Below are 14,837 nucleotides of genomic sequence, written 5' to 3' on the forward strand. Positions count from 1 at the left end.
AAACTGCACGGATCGGCTTCGACAACCATTTCTTACGCTGTTTCAAAAGGTTAGGCTACATCCGTCAACTCGACATGAATTATTCAGGCTAATTTTGCCCTGTAGCCCCTAGCAGCGTATAGATTGTATCGCCAGCCTGCCATCGGTCATATAACCGTTGGCAGGCAAATTCCGAAACGGCGCAGGAACACCCATGACAAACGAAACGTTGATCCCTAGCCGGCGCGCTTTTGCATTGAAATGTGGTGAGCGATACATCCCGAGGCCTTGCTGCGGCCGTTTCGCGCAAACCATGATCCGTCACGCCGGGCGACTGGCAACTTGCGGTTCGGTCAATCCGCATTCTACGAAATCGGTGTAGATGCGCTTGACCACTTCGAGTTCCTCTGGTGGTCCCGGTTTAAGAATGACGCGATCGGTCTGGATGTTCTTGTGTTCGCGTGGGCGAAGTTAACTCTTTGGATTGCCAGCATCATCGATCAGGAAACTGCGCAATCCGAAACCCGAGGGATCACCTTGACGGAACCCTTTCTTGATGAAGGTCGTCTGGCCCATATGCACTCTCGTCGAGAGCACGCAACTATGTTCCCGGGCGAAGCTTGACGAAATCAGACGGTGAAAGGCAATCTTGAGGGTTTTCATTCCATCCACGTCACCAAGCAATAGCGGTTGGCGTTCCGATGAGGTGGAAATAAGGGTGAAGCGTCCGGCCTTTATCTGGACGATCACAGCTATCGTTGAGGTGACGAAAATGCCGATGACCGTACGTAAGCCCGCGACAGTTAGTGAAATTCTGGTGGAAGAGTTCATGCAGCCTTGGGAATTGACACAATCGGCGTTGTCCGGGGCGATGGGGGTTCCGCGCAAGTATGTGAACGAGCTTTGCAACGACCGCCGTACGGTGACGGCTCCGACCGCGTTCATTCTGGCGCGTGTGTTCGACAATAGCCCTGACTTCTGGGTGAACGTGCAGCGCCGGACGGATTTGTGGGAAGCGATGCATTCGCCGCGCGAGCGTGAGCGGATCGAACGGGCCAAGCTGCTCGCTTCCGCAGCATGAAGGCTAAGCGCTAGCCTTGGCAGGGGCCGCGTGATAGCGCGGATTGAATGTCAGTCAGCGCAAAGTCATCACCGACATAGAGAAGGGGAGCGGAATGCCGTTTTGCCAAGGCATAGGCAAAACAATCACCGAAGTTCAAACCGGCTCTCGTTCCAAATCCCTTGCCGTATTCCACCCGCGCCTTCATCGCAGCTCGTGCAAGCCTGTCATCTATGGACGCAACCAAGATGCCGAAATCAGCAAGGAATGCATCCAGATCGGCAATCGCAGCATGCCGATCTCCCTCCCTGATCCTGCCCGCAAGAACTGTACCGGCCTCGACGTAATTCACCGCCGATATCAGACGCGCCGTATCAGACTGGAGAGCATCCATGCACTCCGGCGCTTCCACCTCATCGAAGAGGATCGCTATGATCGCTGATGCGTCGACAATCATCATTGATGATAGCCTGGCTCTTCTGAGGTATCGCCGACGGCTTCGTCCCATTCCTGTTTCGTAACCGGACGGCGGTCATAACGACTGGCACGCTCACGAACGAAAGCTTTCATACGCGCAACGTAATCGCGCTGCGCCTCGCGCTCGGCACGAAGCCGGTCCAGTCGCTCTCGCATGGCCTGAGTGATAGCGTCAGTCATGGTCTCGCCGGTAAGACGGGATAGTTCCCGCGCCAACCGGTCTGCTTCATCGGTCTTGATGCTCAAGGCCATGGTAATCTCCTCATATAGACACACTTTCTAGATATCATTTCTATATTGTATCTTCAACGGAGAAACGGAATGTGGACGTTATTCATCGTCCTGATTATCGAGCCCGATTTCCAACTCTTATCCCTTTGATTGTCATTTGCAGCCCGCAGGGACTTTTCGAAATCCTCGCGCGCCATCTGCCTGCCGATCAGCTGGGCACTGGGTAATACCACTGCGCCAAGCCGTTTGGCGGCATCGGCCTTGTCATCAGCATCCGGCTTGTCGCCAGCGTGATTGCCGTTGGCTGATCTGCATTCGTTCGCTCGCCTTTTCTGGCCTATCTCCAAGACCGACGGTGGCACAGGCTCTCCCGGCTGCACGGTTCACTGTGCCAATCATTTCCAATACCCAAGGGCCTCCAGGTGGCATAGCTCGACCGCCCATGGCGGCCTTTGTCACGAGGCTTCAGCCCGACCGGTTGCCCGGCAAGCCGCTTGTTAACTACCAGACCTATAGACAATTATCTGGGGGATCCTTCCTCCACTGGTGTTACGCGCCTTCGAGGCGCCCTGAACGGCGACAGTTATCGTCTCGCGCAAAGCCGAGCCAGTAAGGCCGGCTGAAACCCTCGCAAAATCGCCGACGCCGCCAGCGGCCTACTTTTACACCGCCCTTTGGCCTGATTTTATTCCGCCGTTGACACGGGTGTGCATACGAAATCAATGGTGATAGATTCCGGTATGAACGACACCGTCCACACCGCACCATGCACGATGCATGCCCGGGCTATTGAAGGGCAGGCAGATATTGCCCTTTGCGTCCACGGCCACAAGCCCGCCTGAACCGCCGATTTCACCAAGTTCGGTCACGACGTCGCCTGCTGCTTTGTGCAAGTCCTGCCCTGCCCAGCGCATACGCGCATCTATCTCGTGTCCAACCGCCCGGCGAATAAAATATTCGCCATGTCCAGTTGCCGAAATGGCCGCAGTGGCATCGTCCGCCCAGGTTCCGGCGCCAATAACGGGACTATCACCGACGCGACCGGGCGTCTTGGCGGTCATGCCACCTGTAGAAGTTGCTGCAGCGAGATGACCGAAGCGATCGAGCGCGACCGCCCCGACGGTTCCGTGCTTGCGAGCAGGATCGCCGTCATCGGGAAGCCCCTTCTTGCGACGGTCCATTTCGACCTTGAGGGCATGGAGCCGATGTTCCGTACCGAACCATTCCGGGCTTTGCATTTCAAGACCGGCATTTTCACAGAAACGCCTGGCGCCATCCCCGGCTAGAAATACATGCTCGGTCGTTTCCATCACCGCGCGTGCAGCAAGTATGGGGTGACGCGGGCCGCAAATTCCTGAAATCGAGCCGCATTCACGTGTCGATCCATTCATAATGGCCGCATCCATTTCGTGCGTGCTGTCGGTGGTATAGACCGCGCCACGTCCCGCGTTGAACAACGGGTCGTCTTCCAATGCCATGACCGAAGCCGTTACAGCATCGAGCGATGTGCCACCCTCGCGCAGAATATTTAGCCCCGCCTCGAGACAGGCGCGTAAGGCAGCATGATAGGCCGCTTCGCGCTCCGGCGTCATAATAGATTTCAGTATCGTTCCCGCACCACCATGCAGCGCGATAACCGGCATCGTTTCAGACATTCTAACCTCAATGTGGAAGGAGTTCTGCTTTATCCAATCGCGTCAGCGCAACGCGAAACTCATGGCGGAAAGTGCCGTCATCCAGCCGACCACCTCTGCCATTGTCACACAATCAAAACCCACCGTGACGGCATCAACCCGTCTGGCTGGGGGGAGTATTGCCATTTGATCGGCGAGTGCCGCATTGCTCATCAAGAATTCTGTCTTGTATGGCCCATTGAGCCGGAAGGCTTTTTTACTACCAGCTTCTCGGACTGCACGTATCGCCCCTTCCCTTAGCATAGCGCGCGCCCGCTGAACGGATATCTGTCGCGCAGCCCGGTGACCGAAAGATTGTTTGACAACGATAAATTCAGCATCCGGGAAAAATCCAATATTCTCGTCCCTCGTGCAATCATCGCCGGAAACCAGACCAACTGGAACGCCAAGCTCTCCAGCATAAGCACCGTAAATACCCGGTTCCCCGTAAGGCAAGTTGTTGATGCGGACTTCCCGGAATGCAAAACCGTTTGTGGTGTGAGCAAGCACCCCACCCTTGCCGGCCATGGAATGATGCCCGACCATAAGGAACAGATCGAACTCAGCCGTCAAACCGCAGGCCATGTTCATCGGTTTAGGCTTGCCCAGAAGCAGATCGGCTGCCGGATGCAGCAGAGATGGCAGGATATTTGTCATCGGCCCGTGAGAGTCGTTGACAAGGATTTCGGTCGCGCCCGCTTCTACCAACCCCTCGATTACGGCGTTTACTTCCTCGGTCATGAGAATGCGCGCCTTCTCATATTCCGCATGACCAGCCTGCCCTTGCGCTGGAGCAACTACACCTGCAACTCCCTCAATATCGGCGGAGATATAGATTCGCATAACAACCGCTCCTCAGTCGGATCGTAGCTTCGGATCGAGCGCGTCGCGCAAGCCATCGCCAAAAAGATTGAAGCCCAGCACGGTGACAAAAATTGCGATGCCGGGGAATAACGTCAAATGGTCAGCTACGCCCATATAGGTCCGGCCATCAGCCAGCATGGCGCCCCATTCGGGACTTGGCGGTTGTGCGCCGAGACCGATGAAGGACAAGGCAGCGGCTGTCAGAATGGAGGTGCCTATACGCATCGAAAAATAGACGATGACGTTTGGCAAGGTGCCGGGCAAGATATGACGAAGCATGATAACGCGATCAGCCACGCCGATGGCCCGCGATGCATCGACATAGACGGTTCGCTTCAACTGCAACGTCGTACCGCGCGCAAGTCGGGCAAAAACCGGAATAGAGAAGATTGCGACTGCGTAGATCACATTGGTAATACCAGGTCCGAGCACAGCAATTACAGCTATAGCAAGCAGAATGCCTGGGAAAGCAAGCAGTAGATCGCAGAATCGCATGATAATCGAATCCACCCAACCGCCGTAAAACCCGGAAACGATACCCAGAGTGACACCAAAAAGAGCACCCAGCGTCACCGAAAGAAAGCCAACGGCAAGCGAAATGCGCGCACCCCAGATAATACGGCTGAATATGTCCCGTCCGTAGGCATCCGTTCCTGCCCAATGCCCGGCACTGGGTCCTTGCAGAACAGCATTATAGTCGGGTGTACTCGGATCGTAGGGCGCGAGCACGGGAGCCAGAATTGCCGCCAGTACCAAAGCAATGATGAAGACGAGCGCCACGAGGGCCACCTTCTGCTTTTTGAACCGCCGCCAGAATTCAGCTAATGGTCTGCGCATTTTCTGGGAGGGTTCCACCAAAACGGTTGTCGTGCTCATTTGTAGCGGATCTCCGGGTTTACAAAAGCATAAAGAACGTCAACCAGCAAATTGATGAAGATGAACTGTAGCGAAAACAGCAGGATCAATGCCTGTATGACGGGATAATCGCGATAGGAAACGGAATCGACCAGCAGTCTTCCTACACCTGGCCAAGTGAAAACGCTTTCGACCACAATCGATCCACCGAGCAGAAAGCCGAATTGCAGACCGACCATTGTAATAATTGGGATCAAAGCGTTGCGCAGCGCATGTTTCCATATGACCCTGCGCTCCGGCACGCCTTTGGCACGTGCTGTGCGAACATAATCCTCCCGCGCAATTTCGATAAACGCTGAGCGGGTAAAGCGCGCCATCACGGCTGCAACTCCTACCCCGAGGGTGAATGAAGGCATCACGTAATGCTGCCACGTACCGTACCCGCCGGTCGGAAACCAGCCAAGTTTCACCGAAAAGATATTGATCAGCAACAGGCCCAGCCAGAATGGCGGAAATGAAATGCCGGATACTGCAACGATCATTCCGGCATAATCAGGCCATTTGCCCCGTTTTACTGCGGAAATCACGCCAATGAGCAAACCGAGAAGCGATGACCAGAGCATTGCAAATACGGTGAGCCAGACGGTAGGCATCAGGCGTTCGCCAATCTCCTCGGTGACCGAACGACGCGTTTTCAGCGAAACACCGAAGTCGCCCTGAGCTGCGCGCGCTATATAGCGCGTGAATTGCTCCGGCAACGGTCTATCCAGCCCAAGCGACGAACGAACTGCGGCAACATCCTGCGGGCTGGCGTCAGGCCCTGCCACGAGGCGGGCGGGATCGCCTGGCAGCATATGCACAAAGGCGAAAACGCAAACCATCACCAGCACGATGACAGGTAGGGTGGCAACAAGCCGTTTGATGAGATAGGAAAACATAAATTCCCTTTCGGAAAGGTAGCGCCGGCCCCCAAAGGCCAGCGCTCTTTTCACGAGCTGTTAGTCAGCAAATGCTGCTTCTTCGAGCAGGAAACCACGATCGGGAAGCATATAGACGCCGGAAAGCGACTTGGTCTTGGCCGATAGGTTCTGGTTCACACCGAGGAATATCCAGGGCGCGCCTTCCCAGGCGGCCTTTTGTGCGTCCGCGTAGAATTCTGCCCGCCTGGCCGGATCAGCCGTGCTGATTGCACCTTCGATGGCAGCATCGACCTTTGCGTCCTTGAAGTAAGCAACGTTGAACATTGCTGGCGGAAAGCTCTGGCCATAAAGCAGCGGACGAATACCCCAATCGGCATCACCTGTCGAAGCAGACCAGCCGCCATAATACATCTGTACGGCAGCATCCTCCGGCTTCTCGACAGACCAGATTTTCTGCGCAGCAACGCCAGCCTCAAGCGGCATTACGTTCACTTTCACGTTGATCTGTGCCAGTTGCTGCTGGATGAACTGAACCGCACGTATGGATTCCGTATTGGAGTTTGCCCAGATTTCCGTTTCGAAACCACTCTCCAGGCCTGCTTCCTTCATCAAATCTTTGGCCTTGTCGAGATTGTACTCGTAGTTGCCAACCGGCACATGGAATGCAAGGTTCTTGGGAATGATCGAATCTGCCGGCTCGCAAAGGTCGTTATAGACGATCTTGCAATAGGCTTTTTTGTCTACGGCGTAATTGAGCGCGTGTCGGACGCGAACGTCATCGAAAGGCTTTTTCAGATTATTGAGAGAGACGTACCACTCGACGATAGAAGGATCTTTGTCGACCTCGACATTCGGGTTCTTTTCGGCGACCTGCATCAGTTCAGGAGGGAAGGAAGGGATAAACTGGGCTTCACCCGTCTGGAGCATTGCAAAGCGCGCGCCCGATTCCGGCACTGAACGAACCGTAACGCCATCGATCTTGGGAAGCCCCTCTTTCCAGTAGTTGTCATTTTTCACGACTTCAAGCGTATCTGCCGACCAGTTTTTGAACTTGAACGGGCCGGTTCCGACCGGATTGCGTCCGATCTCCTTGCCATATTTTTCAAGCGCGGCCGGTGAAATGATCATAGCACCTGGATGAGCAAGCGAAGCGATCATCGCGCCAAACGGTTCCTTGAGGATCAATTTGACTGTAGCATCGTCAACAATCTGCACTTCCTTGACCATTGAGACCAGGCTGCGGCGCGAAAGCTTGTTGTCTGGGTTGGCAAGACGTTCGATATTGACCTTGACTGCTTCGGCATTGAAATCCGAGCCGTCGTGGAACTTGATACCTTTGCGAATCTTGATGGTAAATTCGGTCGCTTCGCCATTGGCTTCATAGCTTTCAGCCAGCACAGGAATGAGTTTCATATCCTTGTCGAAGCCAAAAAGACCCTGATAGATAAGACGAAGCGAGGTCTGCGACAGCGTGTCATTGATGTTCGTTGGATCAAGACCTGTCAGGTTATTTGGTACCGCAACGGTAAGGGATTTCGCCCAGGCCGTCGCGCCCGGGAGCATCATCACGGCGGCCAACGCCGACGAAAACAGCAAGTTCTTCAGTTTCATTGTCAACTCCTTCCTAAGATCAATGAAAATCGCCGATGGGATGGCGTGCTACGAAATGGCCAGGCTCCACCTCGATAAGAGAGCTGACGAGCGGCATGTCGTCCGGTGAACGCACCGGGCTTGGGATTTCCCCCTCGATAAGCGGGCGACTGCGCTCACGTCGCTGGGGATCGGCAATTGGAACCGCAGAGAGAAGCCGTCGCGTATAGGGATGTTGTGGATTCTCGAAAATCTGGCGCCGCGGACCAATTTCAACGATCTGCCCGAGATACATCACCGCCACACGATGGGATATCCGCTCAACAACCGCCATGTCGTGACTGATGAATATGTAGGAAAGTCCGCGTTTTTCCTGCAGTTCCATCATCAGATTAATGACCTGAGCCTGAATGGAGACATCAAGCGCGGCAACCGCCTCGTCGGTAATGAGAATATCGGGGTCTCCCGCAAGAGCACGCGCTATACAGATGCGCTGACGTTGCCCGCCCGAGAACTGATGTGGATAACGATGTGCATGTTCTGGCCGCAGACCTACATCCCGAAGCAATTCCACTACACGCTCGTGAATTTCCGCCCCTTTTGCGAGTCCGTGGGTGATTAACGGTTCCGCAATTGAAAAGCCTACAGTCAGGCGCGGATCGAGGGATGCGAACGGGTCCTGAAAGACGTATTGGATCTTGCGGCGAATGGATTGCTTTTCCGCTCTTCCAAGTTTGAAAATATCCTTGCCATTGTAGAGGACCGCTCCAGAAGTGGCTTCCTGAAGCATCATAATTGTGCGTCCGGTCGTTGACTTGCCACAACCCGATTCACCGACCAGCGCCAGTGTTTCACCCTGGTGCAAACTGAAACTGACCTGTTCCACAGCATGCACGCGACCAGTGAGTTTCGAGAAGAGCCCGTTCCTGATATCGAACCGTGTCACCAGATCACGCACCTGCAATACCGGGTCAGGTGATTTGATCGTGTCTTGCGGAGGATACTCGGCAAAACTGTCCGAGCCGCTGTCATCTGCTTTCAATAGAGGAAAACGACGCGGAAGGTTTTCACCGTTAAGGGCTCCAAGACGTGGCACTGCGGCAAGCAACGCGCGGGTATAAGAGTGTTGCGGTGCAGCAAAAATGGTTTCTACTGTGCCTTCTTCCACTTTCTCGCCGCTACGCATAACAAGTACCTTGTCTGCGACTTCCGCCACAACGCCCATATCGTGAGTGATGAAGAGTACGGCCATGCCCATCTCTTCCTGCAGCAAGCGGATGAGACGCAGAATCTGCGCCTGAATGGTGACGTCCAGAGCCGTGGTAGGCTCATCGGCAATCAGCAGGCGCGGCCGGCAAGAAAGAGCCATGGCAATCATGACACGCTGACGCATGCCACCCGACAACTGGTGCGGATGACGGTCAAGTATGCGCCTGGCATCGGGAATACGAACCTTTTCCAACATGCGCAGTGCTTCAGCCCGTGCTTCAGCAGAAGAACATTTCTGATGCAAACGCACCGCTTCGGCAATCTGCTCGCCAACAGTAAAAACCGGGTTGAGAGAGGTCATCGGCTCCTGGAAAATCATCGCGATATCGTTGCCGCGAATACCTTCCATCTCATCAAGCGCGAATCTGGTAAGGTCGTGTGTAACTCCATCGCGGTTGGTAAATTCGATAGCGCCTTCCGTAATCTTGCCGCCACCGAATTCCACAAGGCGCATGATCGCAAGAGAGGTGACAGATTTACCGGATCCGGATTCGCCCACAACTGCCAGCGTTTCACCCGGTCGGATCTCGAACGACAAATTCCTGACCGCACGAAACGTGCCATCATCGCCCTTGAAATCAACACTGACATTTTCAACGCGTACGATCGGTGCTTCTACCGGCTTATTCGGTTTCACTGACATCCGTGGTCCTCGATTTGGACTGCGGCAGATCTTCATCCTCCGCATAAAGATAGGGCATGAGAGAGCGCGTTACGGAGACGGCATCCGAGACGCTCTGATGATGTGCCGTCAGCACGGCAATGATCGCTTCGAAGGCAGCGAGTGCCCCAATCGTCGAACTGTGCAAAACGGGGTGGCTCGCAGGCACAAAAATCTGCTCATGGCTGAGTGAACACAGCGGCGAGGCAGGGCCATCGGTTACGGCAATGCAATAGGCTCCCCTGCCCCTCGCGAGTTTCAGAAAATCAACGGTTGCCTGTGAATAGCGTGGCAAGGCCATCGCTATCACAAGATCTCCAGGCCCCAGCCGAAGCACTTTCTGGGCAACACGTTCAAGCCCGCCTGCCCCGTTCAGCATGATCTGCGACTGGGTAGAAAGGATCGATTTATCAGCGAGATATTGCAGCATGTTCGCACTGACGCCAAAACCGAGAAAGGCAACACGCGGCGCGTGCATCATCTGGGCGGCAACGCCCTCCCATGCGGTATTCCCGGCTTCACTCATAACCTGCCGCAGGCTTTCCGCCGCACTCTGGAAGGAGTCCTCCGCAATTTTTCCGGGCGGGATGTGACGGGCGCGGTCGACATTTTCCACGGGGCGCAGCAATGACTGATAGCCTTGCACCGCGAGCCCTCTGAAATCTGTAAAGCTCCCCAATCCGAGCGCCCGCACAAAACGGGTAATCGTTGCCGACGAGGTAGAGGTTGCCTGTGCAAGCTCCTCAATACCCATTGTCGCGACCGCGAATGGATTGGCGAGCACAAAATCTGCGATCTTCTGCTGGTTTGAGGTCAGACTACCCCGGCACGACCCGATCAAAGTTGACAGATTCACATGGTTCCCGTTTGTTTTTATCTTTATGAAAATAGTGTTATCAGAAATATTTCAATTTGAAAATCTTTTTCACATCAGTTCACAACAGTTGCAGAGCAGCGAAGTCAGATAAGCTTTAGCCATTGTGCGAACGGTGGAATCTATGCGCTTTGATTGGAGGCGCGGTTGGAAGATTTTGCATCACGTTTTGGCAAGCCGTCACATTTACCCGTGGCCATTCTCCGGCAGGCCGCCGAAACACGCCCTCACCACATGGACCGTGACCGACGACTGGCCCGATCCCGTTCCGGTCACGGAAACCGAGATCGAGGTGTTCGAGCGATGGTACGGCGACCTGTTCGATGAAATGTTCGGCCCCGACGCTGGATCGCCCGATTCGGGAGCCAAAATCGAGCTTGAAAACGGTACTAAAAAATGATACTGGATACTCCATAAAAAAGCGTCACAGAGCCACGCTGGAACTGATCTTCGCCCGCCCAGTCAACGGTTCGATCCGCTGGGCGGACATAGAGGCGCTGTTTGTAGTTCTCGGGGCGGAAGTCAGCGAGCGGGAAGGTTCGCGCGTCGGCGTGTTCCTGTTCTGCGAAGTGGGCGTCTTTCATCGCCCGCATCCGTCACCGGATACGGACAAAGGTGCGGTTGCCAGCATCCGTAAATGGCTGGACGAACACGGAGTAAAGCCATGAACAATGTCGTTGAAATCAATGGTGAGAAGGCAGTCATCGCTTTCGATCCCGAGATTCAGATGCTGCGCGGCGAGTTTGTCGGCCTGAATGGTGGGGCCGACTTCTATGCCGAGAGCGTCCACGATCTGATTGAGGAAGGCCGCAAGTCGCTGGCCGTGTATCTCGAAATGTGCCGGGAGAAGGGCATCGAGCCGCGTCGGAAGTTCTCTGGCAAGTTCAATGTCCGCCTCACGCCTGACGACCATGCCGCCGCAGTCGTTGCCGCAGCAGCATCGGGCAAGAGCCTGAATGAATGGATCGTCGGGACGATCCGGGAGGCCGCTGAATAGCGGCCCCGTTCGGTTCGACCGGATTGAAAGGAGATGGCATGAATGCTTTGTGAGCGGCGCAAGCGCCCGATGATTTCTATATTGTTGGGAGAAGCTGATAGGTTCCAGGCTGGATGTCAATTTAGGGCGCTTGACCCTGTATAAGGAGATTAGCGAGGAAGCTCATCGCGGTGGAGAGCACGCCGGAGCGTTCGTTATCGGATTTATTGAGCAGTTCGCGGGCGGCGCTGGCAATGACGGGATGCGGGCCTTTCTCGCCGACGTACGGGGTGGTCATCATGGCGGATAGCGCCGACTCGATCGGCCGGCGCGGATCGGAGAGGAAGGCGGCAACGCCGGCGGGCGTCTTGTCCTTTTCGGCATAGAGGACGTGCAGGATCGCGCCGACCAGCAGCGAGTGGTATGCCTTCTCCCAGTGATTCCCGCTTCTCCAGCGAGCCTTCGGGATCCACCAGCACATCGGCAACGTTCTGCACATCCCTGGCTTCCCATTCGCCTTTCCGCACCTCGAGCAGTGGATTATAGGCCGCCGACTTCGTATTGGTCGGATCGAAGAGCAGCACGCGACCGAAGCGGGAGCGCAGGCTTCCGCTGATTGTCGGACGAATAGCGGGCATAGAGGGCGGCACGGGTCATGAATCGGTTCCCCTTCACTCGGCAATGCACTGCGTCTGCATGGCTCGTCGCGGCTGGCGCTGCCTGTCAGCGCAGGCCCGCCTTCCTGCCTCACAAGCCCTCCATCGTAATACGCTTTGCTTGCTTCCGTCTTGGCATCGTTCCTCCTGGTGAAAACAGGAAGAAAATCATGCGCAATCGGCACCTGCAAAAACGCGCGCGAACTGTCCGCACATTACTGAAATCGCTGTCCGCGAATTACCGTAATGGCTGTCCGCATATTACTGAAAAAGGTGTCCGTGAATTAGTGAAACCCGCAAGTCCATCGTGCCTTTCAGCCCGACATGCAGTTCCGTGATCTCTCCCTCGGCCAGCGTGACGATGGTGACGCCTGCAAATTTCAGATGCTTGTAGAGGTGCGCAACATCTGCCTGATCGCGGCTGATCCGGTCCAGCGCCTCGGCCAAGAGAATGTTGAACTCGCCATGCTGCGCATCGCGCATGAGCCGCTGGATGCCGGGACGCAGGATCGTGCTGGCCCCGGGTATGGCCGCATCTATGGCGCGTCAATCAACCTGGAGTTAGCGTCAATCTAAGTGCGAGTGTCGCCACGAACGGCCCGTAGGGAGGGCGTAGCCCGACCGAAGGGGCGTTCGTGGCGACGGCGCGAACCCGCTGAGGTTCACGCCGTCTGGTGATTGCGATGTGTTGGGTGCATTTCTTCTTTCTTCAACAAAGGAAGATTGCATGCCCGGCAGACACATCAACGATCAACGGTACAGGCTTTACATGCAAAATCGCGAGAAGCACAACGTTCCTATCGCCGCAGCCAAATCAGGCTTCAGTCCCTCGAGCGGATATCGGATTGAAGCGGACCCTCGTTTACCGAGCGAGAAGAAGACCAAACACGAACGCCGTCGCCCCGATCCGTTGGAAGGCATCTTCGATGAAGAAGTCGTCCCATGCTGCAAGCCGCACCCGGCTTGCGACCTGTTGGCATTCTCAGAGAACTTTACAAGCGTCACCCGGAACTGGGGTGCGGCATCCGCGAAGCCGATGGGCGCGAGTGACTTTCTCGCACCTTCAATCTTACGTACAAAAATTATTATTTGTATGTACGATTATTGTTGTGCTACCATACGAATTATTGTACATACATTTTATGAAGATCATATGGGACGAACCGAAGCGACAAACCAAAATTGCCAAGCACGGCTTGGACTTCGCTGACTTGCATTTAGAATTCTTCTTGTCGGCCAAGGTCTTCCCTACCAAGGCAGATCGCTTGATGGCAATCGGCGAATTCAACGGTCAGATCATTATCGTCGTCGTCTTCAAGCCGATTGGTTCGGAAGCCCTCTCCGTTATCTCCATGCGTCCAGCAAGCCAAAAGGAAAGGAAGCTATGATGGGTATCAAATTTTCCTCTAAGCGCCCTCTCACTCAGGAAGAAGAGGCAGCAATCCAGAAGATGATCGCAAGTGATCCTGATGCGCCAGAAGCCACCGATGAACAACTTGCCAAGGCAAAACCCTTCAAAGAAGCCCTCCCGGAAATGGCCGCCAAGATGGAGAAGGCCATTCGGGGCCGACCGCGTATCGACGACCCCAAGACACCGGTTACGATCCGGCTCGATCAGGATGTGGTTCAACGCTTCAAGGCTACTGGCAAAGGTTGGCAGAGCCGCATGAATGAGGCTCTGCGCAAGGCTGTTGGCCTATAAGTGAATACACTATCCACGACGAGCTATCATTCTTGAGAAGCATTGAGCTCAAGCCTCGTTGGGTCAAGCAAAGCCTCTTAAACCACAGTCACCGTCCCCGGTGCATGAAATACTCAATTTTGGCCATGGTACAGGTCTCCTCAAACTTCGTGCCGCATCGAGCGTGGATGCGCGCAGATGATTGCCCCCCCCGCGGGTAACAACTACCTCTCATGCGGCTGTCCATTCCTCTGCGCGACCTCCTCGCACATCGGATCACGTACTGCATCGGCGAACTCTGGCAAACGGGCTTTCGAACTTTCTTCCGACAGACGACCCGCAAGTGCATCTATCAGGAGACCGACGTCCAGGTTCAGGTCCGATGTTCGATCCCACCCTCTGCGTCCTGCTCAAAGATAACCTTGTTCTGGTTTGACTGAGTCTGAGCCCATTTCGATATGTCGTCAGCGGTTCGCTTTCGCTCATCTTCTCGCCACACACCTAAAGGCGTCGCGCACCGCCTTTTCTCCATCGCTCATCACCACGTCTCTTGAAACGAAGCAGCATGGAGTGGTTTGAAGCCGGCGCCTGCAGGTCGGCTTCGGGAGGCCCACTCCCAACTTCAACACAGTTGCGCCGGCACATACAAACGCCAGCTCAAGGCACACGGAAATAAGGACTGTCGAGGTAACGGGCGCAGACGGCCTCATCCGACAGGTTGAAGGTGTGCTTGAGGATTGCAGGTCCTGCCATCAGCCGCGTCAGGGCGCAGGCCACCACCATCCTTGTAAACTTCCCCGAAGTGCTTTTCCAGAAACGCCCAGTCAATCGTCTGCGCCATCCAGACCAATCTTACAATTTTTGTCTCGATGGTACTCTTCAGATCAGCTCAGCGACGACGCCGTTCCGCGCCGCACGGATATCGCCCTTGCGCGCGAGCCGTTTCCCGATATTCAAGCTCAGATTGCCGATCTGATGATGTCTCCGGCCCGTGCCGTCGCGACCGATCAACGTTTCCGTCAGCAATGGCAGCCTGACGGATATTAGTGGCGCTAGGACATTACACCATCC

The 14,837-nt window shown here is 55.2% G+C and carries 18 protein-coding genes and 4 pseudogenes; 8 read left to right on the top strand and 14 right to left on the bottom strand.

Annotation, left to right across the window (positions count from 1 at the left end):
• Positions 1-321 precede the first annotated feature (321 nt).
• The gene (locus ACS5UA_RS03240) at positions 322-603 is read left to right on the top strand and encodes a hypothetical protein (RefSeq protein ID WP_041544966.1); all 282 of its coding nucleotides are present in this window, start codon (positions 322-324) and stop codon (positions 601-603) included.
• A gap of 148 nt (positions 604-751) precedes the next feature.
• Positions 752-1,060 (top strand): HigA family addiction module antitoxin, encoded by a 309-nt coding sequence (locus ACS5UA_RS03245; protein WP_443101219.1) that lies wholly within the window; start codon positions 752-754, stop codon positions 1,058-1,060.
• 10 nt (positions 1,061-1,070) lie between these two features.
• Here the strand turns inward: ACS5UA_RS03245 and ACS5UA_RS03250 are convergent, their stop codons facing one another.
• The 10 genes from ACS5UA_RS03250 to ACS5UA_RS03295 form a co-directional block, all read right to left on the bottom strand.
• Positions 1,071-1,499 (bottom strand): type II toxin-antitoxin system VapC family toxin, encoded by a 429-nt coding sequence (locus ACS5UA_RS03250; protein WP_012090892.1) that lies wholly within the window; start codon positions 1,497-1,499, stop codon positions 1,071-1,073.
• Positions 1,496-1,768 (bottom strand): type II toxin-antitoxin system VapB family antitoxin, encoded by a 273-nt coding sequence (locus tag ACS5UA_RS03255; RefSeq protein WP_012090891.1) that lies wholly within the window; start codon positions 1,766-1,768, stop codon positions 1,496-1,498. Before ACS5UA_RS03255 ends, ACS5UA_RS03250 begins: the two co-directional genes overlap by 4 nt.
• Positions 1,769-1,821: 53 nt before the next feature.
• Entirely contained in the window at positions 1,822-2,109 is a 288-nt protein-coding gene (locus tag ACS5UA_RS03260) for a hypothetical protein (RefSeq protein ID WP_162718798.1), read from the bottom strand.
• 357 nt (positions 2,110-2,466) lie between these two features.
• On the bottom strand, positions 2,467-3,402 hold the full coding sequence (locus ACS5UA_RS03265; RefSeq protein ID WP_443101146.1) for an isoaspartyl peptidase/L-asparaginase family protein: 936 nt from the start codon (positions 3,400-3,402) through the stop codon (positions 2,467-2,469).
• 42 nt (positions 3,403-3,444) lie between these two features.
• A complete protein-coding gene (locus ACS5UA_RS03270) occupies positions 3,445-4,263 on the bottom strand; it encodes a M55 family metallopeptidase (RefSeq protein ID WP_012090888.1) in 819 nt (272 codons plus the stop codon).
• 12 nt (positions 4,264-4,275) lie between these two features.
• Entirely contained in the window at positions 4,276-5,160 is an 885-nt protein-coding gene (locus ACS5UA_RS03275) for an ABC transporter permease subunit (protein ID WP_012090887.1), read from the bottom strand.
• Positions 5,157-6,077 carry a glutathione ABC transporter permease GsiC gene (gene gsiC / locus ACS5UA_RS03280; RefSeq protein ID WP_443101147.1) on the bottom strand — a complete coding sequence of 307 codons (921 nt, stop codon included), beginning with the start codon at positions 6,075-6,077 and terminating at the stop codon, positions 5,157-5,159. The genes ACS5UA_RS03275 and gsiC overlap by 4 nt, the downstream gene beginning before the upstream one ends.
• Positions 6,078-6,137: 60 nt before the next feature.
• Positions 6,138-7,670 (bottom strand): glutathione ABC transporter substrate-binding protein, encoded by a 1,533-nt coding sequence (locus ACS5UA_RS03285; RefSeq protein WP_443101148.1) that lies wholly within the window; start codon positions 7,668-7,670, stop codon positions 6,138-6,140.
• Positions 7,671-7,689: 19 nt separating this feature from the next.
• Complete coding sequence (locus ACS5UA_RS03290; RefSeq protein ID WP_051917513.1) at positions 7,690-9,561, bottom strand: dipeptide ABC transporter ATP-binding protein; 1,872 nt, start codon at positions 9,559-9,561, stop codon at positions 7,690-7,692.
• Entirely contained in the window at positions 9,542-10,435 is an 894-nt protein-coding gene (locus tag ACS5UA_RS03295) for a MurR/RpiR family transcriptional regulator (RefSeq protein WP_443101149.1), read from the bottom strand. Before ACS5UA_RS03295 ends, ACS5UA_RS03290 begins: the two co-directional genes overlap by 20 nt.
• Positions 10,436-10,622: 187 nt before the next feature.
• Between ACS5UA_RS03295 and ACS5UA_RS03300 the strand changes: the two genes are divergently transcribed.
• The 3 genes from ACS5UA_RS03300 to ACS5UA_RS03310 are packed head-to-tail and all read left to right on the top strand — an operon-like array spanning position 10,623 to position 11,450.
• Complete coding sequence (locus tag ACS5UA_RS03300; protein ID WP_443101150.1) at positions 10,623-10,853, top strand: hypothetical protein; 231 nt, start codon at positions 10,623-10,625, stop codon at positions 10,851-10,853.
• A complete protein-coding gene (locus ACS5UA_RS03305; protein ID WP_443101151.1) occupies positions 10,831-11,121 on the top strand; it encodes a type II toxin-antitoxin system HicA family toxin in 291 nt (96 codons plus the stop codon). Before ACS5UA_RS03300 ends, ACS5UA_RS03305 begins: the two co-directional genes overlap by 23 nt.
• The gene (locus tag ACS5UA_RS03310) at positions 11,118-11,450 is read left to right on the top strand and encodes a type II toxin-antitoxin system HicB family antitoxin (protein WP_443101152.1); all 333 of its coding nucleotides are present in this window, start codon (positions 11,118-11,120) and stop codon (positions 11,448-11,450) included. The genes ACS5UA_RS03305 and ACS5UA_RS03310 overlap by 4 nt, the downstream gene beginning before the upstream one ends.
• 154 nt (positions 11,451-11,604) lie before the next feature.
• Here the strand turns inward: ACS5UA_RS03310 and ACS5UA_RS03315 are convergent.
• Both ACS5UA_RS03315 and ACS5UA_RS03320 read right to left on the bottom strand, forming a co-directional pair.
• Positions 11,605-12,031: pseudogene (locus ACS5UA_RS03315) on the bottom strand (type IV secretory system conjugative DNA transfer family protein); the annotation flags it as partial.
• 354 nt (positions 12,032-12,385) lie between these two features.
• Positions 12,386-12,622 (bottom strand): annotated as a pseudogene (locus ACS5UA_RS03320) (recombinase family protein); the annotation flags it as partial.
• A gap of 190 nt (positions 12,623-12,812) precedes the next feature.
• On the opposite strand from ACS5UA_RS03320, the pseudogene ACS5UA_RS03325 reads away from it, so the two are divergent.
• The 3 genes and pseudogenes from ACS5UA_RS03325 to ACS5UA_RS03335 all read left to right on the top strand — a co-directional run.
• Positions 12,813-13,114 (top strand): annotated as a pseudogene (locus tag ACS5UA_RS03325) (IS21 family transposase); the annotation flags it as partial.
• A gap of 113 nt (positions 13,115-13,227) precedes the next feature.
• Positions 13,228-13,473, top strand: coding sequence for a BrnT family toxin (locus ACS5UA_RS03330; protein ID WP_112700977.1), 246 nt, complete (start codon positions 13,228-13,230; stop codon positions 13,471-13,473).
• On the top strand, positions 13,473-13,787 hold the full coding sequence (locus ACS5UA_RS03335; protein WP_041545288.1) for a BrnA antitoxin family protein: 315 nt from the start codon (positions 13,473-13,475) through the stop codon (positions 13,785-13,787). Before ACS5UA_RS03330 ends, ACS5UA_RS03335 begins: the two co-directional genes overlap by 1 nt.
• A gap of 645 nt (positions 13,788-14,432) precedes the next feature.
• Here ACS5UA_RS03335 and ACS5UA_RS03340 read toward each other — a convergent pair.
• Positions 14,433-14,616, bottom strand: a pseudogene (locus tag ACS5UA_RS03340) (IS5/IS1182 family transposase); the annotation flags it as partial.
• Positions 14,617-14,645: 29 nt separating this feature from the next.
• Entirely contained in the window at positions 14,646-14,792 is a 147-nt protein-coding gene (locus ACS5UA_RS03345) for a hypothetical protein (protein WP_158304318.1), read from the bottom strand.
• Positions 14,793-14,837 lie beyond the last annotated feature (45 nt).

Origin of the sequence: Brucella sp. RRSP16 (assembly GCF_052246815.1) — a bacterium.
GTDB lineage: Bacteria > Pseudomonadota > Alphaproteobacteria > Rhizobiales > Rhizobiaceae > Brucella > Brucella intermedia.